The 10,148-nt window shown below is 53.8% G+C and carries 11 protein-coding genes; 5 read left to right on the forward strand and 6 right to left on the reverse strand.

Features of this window, described 5'->3' with window-relative positions:
* Both pstB and phoU read left to right on the forward strand, forming a co-directional pair.
* Window positions 1-753 (forward strand): phosphate ABC transporter ATP-binding protein PstB (gene pstB / locus ABYA77_RS13840; protein WP_372966563.1); only part of this gene is annotated, 753 nt, incomplete at its 5' end.
* A gap of 30 nt (window positions 754-783) precedes the next feature.
* Window positions 784-1,506 carry a phosphate signaling complex protein PhoU gene (gene phoU, locus ABYA77_RS13845; RefSeq protein WP_372966564.1) on the forward strand — a complete coding sequence of 241 codons (723 nt, stop codon included), beginning with the start codon at window positions 784-786 and terminating at the stop codon, window positions 1,504-1,506.
* A gap of 69 nt (window positions 1,507-1,575) precedes the next feature.
* Here phoU and ABYA77_RS13850 read toward each other — a convergent pair whose 3' ends face one another.
* The 5 genes from ABYA77_RS13850 to mnmH form a co-directional block, all read right to left on the reverse strand.
* Window positions 1,576-1,941: a histidine triad nucleotide-binding protein gene (locus tag ABYA77_RS13850; RefSeq protein WP_372966565.1), complete on the reverse strand. Its 366-nt coding sequence runs from the start codon at window positions 1,939-1,941 to the stop codon at window positions 1,576-1,578.
* Between the two features lie 40 nt (window positions 1,942-1,981).
* Complete coding sequence (locus ABYA77_RS13855) at window positions 1,982-3,277, reverse strand: FAD-dependent monooxygenase (protein WP_372966566.1); 1,296 nt, start codon at window positions 3,275-3,277, stop codon at window positions 1,982-1,984.
* Between the two features lie 92 nt (window positions 3,278-3,369).
* Entirely contained in the window at window positions 3,370-3,924 is a 555-nt protein-coding gene (locus ABYA77_RS13860; RefSeq protein WP_372966567.1) for an aminoacyl-tRNA deacylase, read from the reverse strand.
* 165 nt (window positions 3,925-4,089) lie between these two features.
* Window positions 4,090-4,923: a mechanosensitive ion channel family protein gene (locus tag ABYA77_RS13865; protein ID WP_372966568.1), complete on the reverse strand. Its 834-nt coding sequence runs from the start codon at window positions 4,921-4,923 to the stop codon at window positions 4,090-4,092.
* 141 nt (window positions 4,924-5,064) lie between these two features.
* On the reverse strand, window positions 5,065-6,159 hold the full coding sequence (mnmH, locus tag ABYA77_RS13870; RefSeq protein WP_372966569.1) for a tRNA 2-selenouridine(34) synthase MnmH: 1,095 nt from the start codon (window positions 6,157-6,159) through the stop codon (window positions 5,065-5,067).
* Window positions 6,160-6,272: 113 nt separating this feature from the next.
* Here mnmH and ABYA77_RS13875 point away from each other — a divergent pair, with 113 nt between their 5' ends.
* Window positions 6,273-6,938, forward strand: a complete 666-nt coding sequence (locus ABYA77_RS13875; protein ID WP_372966570.1) for a methyltransferase — start codon at window positions 6,273-6,275, stop codon at window positions 6,936-6,938.
* A gap of 451 nt (window positions 6,939-7,389) precedes the next feature.
* Here ABYA77_RS13875 and ABYA77_RS13880 read toward each other — a convergent pair whose 3' ends face one another.
* Complete coding sequence (locus ABYA77_RS13880; protein WP_372966571.1) at window positions 7,390-7,794, reverse strand: VanZ family protein; 405 nt, start codon at window positions 7,792-7,794, stop codon at window positions 7,390-7,392.
* A 95-nt stretch (window positions 7,795-7,889) separates the two neighbouring features.
* On the opposite strand from ABYA77_RS13880, the gene cysZ reads away from it, so the two are divergent.
* Together cysZ and rapA are read left to right on the forward strand one after the other, a co-directional pair.
* Window positions 7,890-8,639: a sulfate transporter CysZ gene (gene cysZ / locus ABYA77_RS13885; RefSeq protein ID WP_372966572.1), complete on the forward strand. Its 750-nt coding sequence runs from the start codon at window positions 7,890-7,892 to the stop codon at window positions 8,637-8,639.
* Between the two features lie 17 nt (window positions 8,640-8,656).
* Window positions 8,657-10,148 (forward strand): RNA polymerase-associated protein RapA (gene rapA / locus ABYA77_RS13890; RefSeq protein WP_372966573.1); only part of this gene is annotated, 1,492 nt, incomplete at its 3' end.

A 10,148-nucleotide genomic window follows, 5' to 3' on the forward strand; every position in this document is an offset into this window, starting at 1 on the left:
CCTAAATTCAAGCTGCGTAACGTGGAAGTCTTCTACGGCGACAGCCCAGCGATTAAAAACATCAGCCTGGACATTGGCCGTAACGAAGTGATTGCCTTTATCGGCCCTTCGGGGTGCGGTAAGTCAACCTTCCTGCGATGTCTGAACCGGATGAACGACAGTATTGATAGTTGCAGCGTAAAGGGTTCCTTGCTGCTGGATGACCAGGATATCTACGATCCCAAACGGGATGTGGTGGAGCTTCGCGCCCGGGTTGGCATGGTGTTCCAGAAGCCGAACCCGTTTCCCAAGTCTATCTATGACAACGTGGCCTACGGGCCAAGAATTCATGGTCTGGCGAATCGCAAGTCAGATCTGGACGACATCGTTGAGAACAGCCTGCGTAAAGCCGGGCTATGGAACGAAGTGAAAGACCGTCTGGATGCCACTGCCACAGGCATGTCTGGAGGTCAGCAGCAGCGTTTGTGCATCGCTCGTGCGATTGCCGTTAGCCCTGAAGTGATCCTGATGGATGAGCCATGCTCCGCCTTGGATCCTATTGCCACTGCGAAGGTAGAAGAGCTGATCGCGGAGATGTCGGAAAGCTACACCATTGTGATCGTGACTCACTCGATGCAGCAGGCAGCCCGGGTATCTAATCGCACCGCTTATTTCCACCTGGGGCACTTGGTGGAAGTGAACGACACTGACAAAGTATTTACTGCCCCAGACCATGAACTGACAGAGTCCTATATTACGGGTCGCTTTGGTTGATCGGGTTCGGAACCCTTGGAGACAGAAGACATGCCGAACACAAAAGATGATGTGTATGGAGATCATATCTCCGCCAAATTCAACGATGAACTGACGGAGTTGAAAACCCAGTTTCTGAATATGGGCGGTCTGGTTGAAAGCCAGGTTGAGCGGGCGATCGAGGCCTTGACCAACAATGACAGCGAGTTGGCTGAGGTTGTGCGGCAGGACGACAGAACCGTTGATCGTATGGAAATGGATCTTGATGAAGAAGCCATTCTGGTGATTGCTCGTCGTCAGCCGGCTGCGAGGGATCTGCGCCTGGTGATTTCGGTAATAAAAATGGTGTCTGACCTTGAGCGGATGGGCGATGAAGCAAAAAAGATCGCCAAAATGGCCATTAAGCTGTCTGAAGAAGGGCAGGCCCCGCAGGGGTATGTTGAAATCCGCTACATTGGTAAGCATGTGTTAAGCATGCTCCATGATTCTTTGGATGCCTTCGCCAGGCTTGATTCCGATCAGGCGTTGCGAGTGATGAAGGAAGACAAGCAGGTAGATGAAGAATACCAGGCAGCAGCACGTGCTTTGCTGACCTTCATGATGGAAGATGCCCGAAACATTTCGCGCTGCATGATGGTGATGTGGATTCTCCGTGCTCTGGAGCGTATTGGTGATCACGCCTGTAATATTGCAGAACACGTGATATTCATGGCGAAAGGCGAAGACATTCGGCACTCGCCCATGGAAGAAGCTGAGAGGGTGGTTGGACGTTAAAAACCGGGGCTTTTACCAAAGTTAGAAGCAAGTGGGACAGCACCACCGTCCCGCTTGCCTCTCGCCAAATCAGGCCTGCTTCATCTTATCCGTATAGGGCGGCCAGCCCAGCGGCTTGCCGGCCAGCAGGTGCAGATGGATATGGAACACCGTTTGCCCTGCATTTTCCCCGCAGTTCATCACAACCCGATAGCCATCCTCGGCGAAGCCCATGTCCTGGGCCAGTTTCCCGGCCACCCAGTACAGATGCCCCACCAATTCCCGATCGTCTTCTACAATGTCGTTGATGGTCGCGATAGGCTTCTTGGGAATAATCAGCAGGTGTACAGGTGCTTGAGGGTTGATGTCCCGGAATGCGAGGGCCTGGTCGTCTTCGTAGACGATGTCGGCCGGAATTTCCCGGTTGATGATTTTGGTAAAGATGGTTTCAGACATGATAGCTCCTTGGTTGTTATAGAAATCTGGTGGTTCTGATTCAAAGCCAGTTCGGTACGGGCAAACGGCTGGTGATTTCTCTGAGCAGCGCAGGCGGTTGGTCGTCCAGCCCCATGGCATAGCGGGCGACCTTGTTGCGGGCAAAGGGCAAGGCGCGGGCTGCAGTGAGGCCAAGGTTGCGCGCGAGATGAAGTGGCGGAATGGTGTTACTGAACAGGTGATAGAACAGGTCCATGGCCAGCATCATGCGCCGGTTGGCAGGGCGGCGTTGTTGCTCGTAAAGGCCTAGCCAGTGCGTGCTGGCCAGGTCATCTCCGCTGCGACGGGCTTCTTTGAGCATACCCTGCAGGCACTGAGCATCCTGAAAGCCCAGATTTACGCCCTGACCTGCCAGCGGGTTGATGGTGTGGGCAGCATCGCCGGTAAGTACCACGCGACCTGCTGAATAGTGTTTGGCGTGTTGCCGGGCCAGCGGGAAGCTGCCACATTCTTCAATATGGGTCAGTGACGGCAGTTCTTTCGGGAAACTCTTTTGTATTTCCGCGAGTAGGGCTTCGTTGCTCAGGTTTTTAAGGCGAGCGATTTCGGCTGGTGAGTCATACCACACCAGTGACCCATGGCTTTCTCCCGGGTGCTCTGGGCCAGCGCTGTGCAGTGGCAGAAAGGCTCTGGGGCCGGAAGGGTAGAAGCCCTGCCAGGTGATGTCTTGAACCGGGCCTTGATAGCGTACCGAAATGATCATGGCTTGCTGGCTGTATTGGTCTTTGGTAATACCGATACCGGCCATGTCCCGGACCCGGGATTGCGCGCCATCGGCTCCGATCACCAGAGCAGCGGTCAGTTGCTGGCCGTCTTCAAGTGTCACTGTTGCTGATTCAGAGTTCTGGGTGATGTCCGTGATGCCGTTACCGGCGAGAATGGTTACAGAGGATTCTGCTTCAGCAGCCAGCCATAAACCTTTCTGGGTCACGGTATTTTCAACAATGTGGCCAAGATGAGTGGCATCCAGCCCATCCGCAGCGAATTCCACCTGATTGGCGGTTCGAGGTAGCAGGTCGCGCAAAGGATGAGGAGCTTCATCCCAAACGCCTAGCCGCCGGTAAGGTGTAGCTCGCATAGCCAGTATGTGATCCCAGGCCCCGAGGCTTTGCAGGTAGCGTTCGCTGCCTGCACTCAGGGCAGAAACACGAATATCGGGCGCAGCTTGCGGGTCAAATTCCGGAGCAGGGGCGCGATCAACCATCGCGACATTGAAGCCCTCGCGTCCGAGGCCGGTGGCGAGGGCCGCGCCGACCATGCCGGCGCCAGCGATCACAATATCAAAAGCTTGAGTCATATCGGGTTCCTGTCTGATGCCCACAGTTTACGCGATGGCAACGATCAGACAAGCGACCGGGGTCAATCTCTTCCTTAATGGAGTAATAGGCCTTAGCCAACCATACGGGAAGCCTCCTGGGCTGAGGGTTCCGCGAGAGTTTGTCGGCCTTTTAACAGCCAGGCGGGTTTTTGAGTGCCCGGCTTTATGAAGCCTCGATTAAGTACAATCGGCTGAACAAGGTTCAGGAAATCCTGGGTTTTCATGTGCACGGATTCAGTATGGCTGCCTGCAGCGAAGGCCAGTTCGGGTTGCTCGGTCAGCGACTCTGCGCAGTAAACGGTCATACCGAACAGGTTTCCGAAAGGCGGCATCGCGCCAACTTCGCAGTCGGGAAAGTGGTCCTGAAAGGTTTGCTCGTCGGCCAGATCGACAAAGTCAGTGTCCAGAATGCGGGACAGGCTGTCCCAGCGAACACGCCAGGTCGCCGGCATAACCAGCATGGCCATTTTTCCATCGAGTTCGATGATGACAGTTTTGACGACCTTATCGCCTGCAATTGTTACGTGGTGAGCAAGTTCTTGAGCGGTAAATGCAGGGGGGTGGGAAAGGCACATGTATTCGGTGCCTGCTTTGTCCAAGAAATCTTTAAGTAGCTGTATCGGCATAAATACAACCTCCTGACAGCACGGACAGCGTTGTAGAGCCTTCCAAAAAAAATCCCGGGCCGGCTCCGGTAGCAGGCAGAGCGTTCTCCGCCTGCCTTACCGACAGCTTAGCCCAGGATTTATGGTTTGCGAATAACCGGTTTTACCTGTGTGACAGGGTTCCGATTAGTCGGCTTTGATCATATGAATATCACGTTGTGGGAACGGAATAGAAATACCTTCCGCATCGAACGCTTTTTTCACCCGCTCTTGCATGTCCCAGTTGAATGGCCACAGGTCGCCGGCCTTGGTCCAGGCACGCACTGTCAGGTTTACGGAACTGTCGCCCAGGCTGCCAACGACAACCAGAGGCTCAGGATCTTTCAGGGCGCGCTCGTCTTCATTAATCAGGCGCAACACGATGGCTTTGGCTTTGTCGATATCATCGTTGTAACCAATGCCAAAGGACATGTCGCAACGACGAGTCTCGTAAACGCTCATATTGGTCAGGCTGGCATTAGACAACTGGCCGTTCGGGATAACAACACGGCGATTGTCGAATGTGTCGATAACCGTATAGAGAATGCTGATTTCACGTACAGAGCCAAGGAAGCCTTGAGCTTCAATAGCATCGCCAACTTTGAACGGCTTGAAGATCAGAATCAGTACACCCCCGGCGAAGTTTGCCAGGCTACCTTGCAGTGCCAGGCCAACAGCCAAGCCCGCGGCACCGATAATGGCTACGAACGAGGTGGTCGCAATGCCAATCATGGAAGCAACGGAAATCAGCAGTAAAATCTTGAGGATAGAACTGGCTAAACCGCACAGGAATTTGTTCAGGGTGGGGTCTTTCTGACCCAGTTTTTTGTCCATAATCGCGACAACGCGATTGATCAGCCAAAGGCCGATAATCAGTGTGACAATGGCAAGCACGACCTTAGGTGCGTAAGCCATTACCAATGTAACTGCCTGGTCCATCCACTGAGAGGCCTGGCCGCTCTCGCTGAAAAGCTCTTCCATGGTAAAGCTCCTTGGTCATTAGAATAATGTGTTATAAGGGATGAATTATCAGCGCATCGAAATCCGCCTGACTCTAGTATAGGGCAGGTAGTTGGAAAGGCGGATATTGCTATTGCATTTTCTTGTGTAGTACTTGTACCGTCAGTGATTATCCTGAGTGTATTCAATGATGACCTCGGGCCCGCCCCGCACAAGAATCTTGCCTTGCTTCTGGCTGAGCTGATAGTCGTACATCGGGTCGTAGTAGTCCTTGAGGAGGCCTTCTATCCACCCGTTGTGACCTTCGGTTGAGCCTTGGGCCTGTTGTTCCAGCGCGCGCTCCATCAGAGTTCTAAGTTTCTGATGGCGTACTCCGCCCAGGCGTTTACGAATGCGATCGAGAGCGCTGAGCAGATAGTCCCGATAGTTCAGCCAGCCGGCTTCTTCGCCATCGCGGGTAATGTAATCAGCCAGCATCCCCTCAACATAATCGGCACGAATGATGGCAATTCGTTCTTCCATGGGTTGTTCCAGAACCAGCAGGTTCGATTCGCTCATGCGTGTCCTGAGTTGTTCGGGCAGCGCGCAGCAGCCGATCAGCCGGCTTTCGTCTTCAAGGTAGACGGGGCCTCCTACCTGGTGGCGGGCCTTAAGCAACGCCACAGCCAGGCGGTTTTCAAAATCGATCTGGGTGGGCTGAGGGCTGACCATGCGGCCAAAGCTGGAGCCACGGTGATTGGCTAATCCTTCGAGATCGACCGGGTTTGGCAGGTTTGCCAGCACCCGGGTTTTGCCAGTGCCCGTGCGGCCGCTGAGAAGGCGGAATTCCTGGATTTTGATCTGCTCGTCCATGCTGTCGATCAGGAACCGACGCAGAGCTTTGTACCCACCCTCGATAAGTGGGTAGTTAATGCCGGAATCTTTGATCCACTGCTGGGTTAGCCGTGATCGCAGGCCGCCCCGGAAGCAGAAAAGGTAACCATTTGGGTGTTGAATGGCGAAGCGCTTCCAGGCTTCAATCCTCTGGGCTTTGATGTCGCCTGATACTAGCTGATGGCCTAGCTCAATGGCTTTATCTTGCCCCTTTTCCTTGTAGCAAATGCCAATGCGATGCCGTTCTTCATCGTTCATCAGGGGGGCGTTAATGGCGTTGGGAAAGCTGCCTTTTGCAAACTCAACCGGTGCCCGCACATCCATCAGTGGCACGTCATTCAGGAATAGGTTCAAGTAGTCGTTGGTGTCGGGTCTGCTAGCCATGTCCGCGGATCACTGTGCTTCTGGATGAGGCCGCAGTATACCGGACTGCTAATTTCCGGGCATCCCGGCTGAGGGTACAATAGTCGCCACCAATGTTTCTGACAGGAATAATCATGACGCCTGAGCGCCTAAACCAACACCTTCGAAAGACCCTGAGTCGGGGGCGGGTTGCTGAATCGGTTCCGGCGGGTTGCCCGGATTTCCCGTTATATCTGTTCGATCCGTCGGTCCTGGATGGGCCGCTCAGTCACGATGAAGCCCAAGCGGTGGTCGCGGAGCCTGCATATTGGTCGTTCTGTTGGGCCAGTGGGCAGGTATTGGCTCAGTGGATTATGGAGCATCCGGAATTGGTGGCTGGTAAAACCGTACTCGATTTTGGTTCTGGCTCCGGAGTAGTCGCTGTTGCATCGGCCCGGGCGGGGGCCGCACGATCAATCGCTTGTGATCTTGATCCTGCAGCTTTGGAGGCCGTAGCCGCGAATGCCCGGCTCAACAACGTTGAGGTGGCGCTATGTGATGATTGGGCGAACCGGCCGGATGATCTGGATCTGGTGACGGCCGCCGACGTGCTTTACGATCCGGAGAACCGGCCGTTGTTGGCGTCGTTCCAGGCTGCCTCAACGAAGGTTTTGCTGGCAGACTCCAGGGTTAAGCATCTCGGTAATGAGGCTTATGTGCTTCAAAGTGTCGTGGAAGCCAGAACCTGGCCAGACCTGAATGAGTTTGAAGAGTTTAATAAGGTGCGGATCTATCTGGCAGAAGGGCATACTAGCCGGTAAGGCAAAAAAATAAAGGGCGACTCAAGAGTCGCCCTTTACAGGTACTGAACCGCCATCCTGAGCAGTCCACAGTCGGAACAAATAGCGCTTCCATGTGCGTTGAGCAACAGCCTTGTTGCTGGATCCTTTGCCTTTCCCTGGTGCTGGCGTCCGAGCCCGCAATCCAATTCGGTATCCCTTAAGCGAGGCGTCCCTGTGTCCTTGCCTCTCCCCACTGTCCGTGCGGGGGTGCATCCGGTGCGTCGTCCATTTCCCTGTCATCCCTGACGTTGAACACTATACCAAGGTCTCTATTTCAAACCTGTGAACTGCGTTCGTTAAGTTGAACGGAATGTTTTTGATTTGCCTTCATTTCATTAAAAATCAATAAGTTGAATTTGATTTTTTTATGAATCTCTCTTGCTGCGCACGTAACGTGCTGACAAGTGCTTACAGGTTTGTAGGAAATATCTCACAAAGAGTTGGGGGAATTTCCTACGTTGTGATTTTTGGCCTGACGAATCCCCGGCCAAGGCAGCATGCCCAGAGCAATTCCTGATGCATCGGCCAGAATGTCAGCCAGTGAAAAGTCCCGGTAGGGCAGGGTGGCTTGAATCGCCTCCAGTGCAAAACCAAAACCTAGCAGTGCCGGCAGGTACCAGCATGGGCTGAGCCGTGGCCATGCCAGCCGGGTGACGATGGTTAGTTCGGCAAAGGCAATCAGGTGGTTGATCTTGTCATTGCTTGAGGCTGGAATAGGATAGCTGTTGCTGGTTGTGGCCAGATACAAAATGGCAGCAAGGGATACAAATAGCATCGCTTGCCATAGCTGGCTCATGCGTAGAAGAGCGTAAAAAGTATGCCGGAAGCGACGCATAGGGAAATCCGAGTGTGGTTGCGGGCTGTGGGAATGCGTCTGACATGATATGCTTTGCGCCCCGTTATTGTCATGGCAGCGGAGGACCACCAGCAATGCTCAAGGGAAACTTTTTCAGAGGACTGGGCTACCTGGGGGAGGGGTTCAGGCTGATTCGCCAACCCGGCCTGCGGCTATTCGTCATTATTCCTCTTGTCATCAATGTCCTGCTTTTCGGACTGTTATTTTATTTTCTTGCTGAACTCTTCACGCAGATGATTGCGGCTGCTATGGCGTGGCTGCCGGACTGGGCGTGGCTGCAGGCACTGGATTGGTTGTTCTGGCCTCTGTATGGCGTGGTGATCATACTGATTCTGGCCTACGGTTTTGTCATCATCGCTAACCTCATCGGATCGCCTTTTTATGGCTACCTTGCGGAGCTGACAGAGCAACACCTGACCGGTCAGGTGGTCAGTGTTGAAGGCGGCTGGCTGGCCATCATTAAAGATATTCCCCGGGCGCTCTGGAGGGAAGTCCATAAAATTATCTATTACCTGCCCAGGGCTTTGGGGTTGCTCATTATCGGTCTCATCCCGGTCGTTAATTTGGTCGCCGCTGTACTCTGGTTCCTGTTCAATAGCTGGATGATGGCGCTGCAGTACGTGGATTATCCGGCCGACAACCACAAAGTCAGCTTTCCGAAGTTACGTAAAGATCTGGCTGCAAGCAGATTGTCTGCTTTAGGCTTCGGTTTGCCGGTGGCTCTGGCTGCAATGGTGCCTGTCCTGAACCTTGTTGTAGTGCCTGCCGCGGTGTGTGGCGCTACGGCCTTCTGGGTTCGCGAAAACGATTCAAAATATCAGTAATTTGTAGCGGAGGCTTCTTGGAAACATCGGATTTTGTCATTGGTCAGCGTTGGGTCAGCCACAGTGATACGGCTTTGGGATTGGGTATTGTTACCGACATTTCAGGGCGTAGGGTCACACTCGGTTTTCCGGCAGCCGATGAAGAACGCACCTATGCTATCGATAACGCACCCCTGTCGCGGATTGTGTATCAGCAGGGTGAGGAAATAGAGACCTTTGATGGCAAAAAGTACATTGTGCGTTCTGTGGAGGACGTTGGCGGCATTCTGATGTATCACGTCGACGACGGTGACAATACTCTGCAGGTCGCGGAAGTGAAACTGGCTGGTTCGGTTAATTTTTCAGCACCGCATCAGCGTTTGTTTGCCGGCCAGTTTGACCGTAATGGCGCTTTCCGGCTGAGAGTATCTACTCTGGAGCACCTGGACCGGTTGCGGGCTTCTCCAGCCCAAGGGTTGATCGGTGCACGAACCCAGCACTTGCCGCACCAGCTATATATCGCCAACGAAGTGGCCCGCCGCCATGCTCCCCGGGTATTGCTGGCCGATGAGGTAGGCTTGGGTAAAACCATTGAAGCCGGTCTGATTCTGCATTATCAGCTGCATACCGGGCGCGCTCGTCGGGCGCTGATCGTCGTGCCGGATTCTCTGATACATCAGTGGCTGGTGGAAATGCTTCGCCGTTTTAACCTGAGGTTCTCGATTGTTGATCAAAGCCGTTACGACGACATCAGGGCCCAGCAAGATGATGTAGATGCTCTGGTCAACCATATCTTTGGTGATGATGACGGTGTTAACCCGTTTGAAGCCGATCAGTTGGTGCTGTGCAGTCTGGATTTTCTGGTGCAGAGCAAACAGGCTCGTGAACATGCTTTGGCTGCCGGCTGGGATTTGATGGTGGTGGACGAAGCACATCATTTGGCATGGTCGCCGGAGCAGACGAGCCCTGAATACGAAGTGGTTGAACAATTGTCAGCGGCCAGTAAAGGCTTGTTATTGCTGACAGCTACGCCGGAGCAGGTGGGCATAGCCAGCCACTTTGCCCGTCTGCGTTTGTTGGATCCGGCCCGTTTCCATGACCTGGAAGCGTTTTGTAAGGAAGAACAGCAATACGAAGTGATTAATAAAGTTGTGCGTCGGCTTCAGGAGTCGCCGGACAATATCTCAGCAGATGACAAAGTAGCGTTAGCGGATTGGCTGGGTGATGAGCTGGATGATCTTCTGGCTCAGGATGATGCTCATCAGGCAGTTATCGATGCTTTGTTGGACCGCCACGGTACTGGCCGGGTGCTTTTCCGTAACACTCGTGCTGCCATTAAAGGGTTCCCTGAGCGCCAACCGTTACCAGAACCGCTTCCTTGCCCTGAGTTATACGATGACTTCCGTCATGGCGACACAGGCTTGGCACCGGAACAGTCAGCACCGGAAGAGCAGTGGCTGGCGGAAGACCCGCGGGTTGCCTGGCTTCAGAAAAAACTGGCCAGTCTGCGTCCCGCCAAAGTGGTGGTAA

It is taken from the genome of Marinobacter sp., assembly GCF_041595835.1.
Classification (GTDB): Bacteria; Pseudomonadota; Gammaproteobacteria; order Pseudomonadales; family Oleiphilaceae; genus Marinobacter.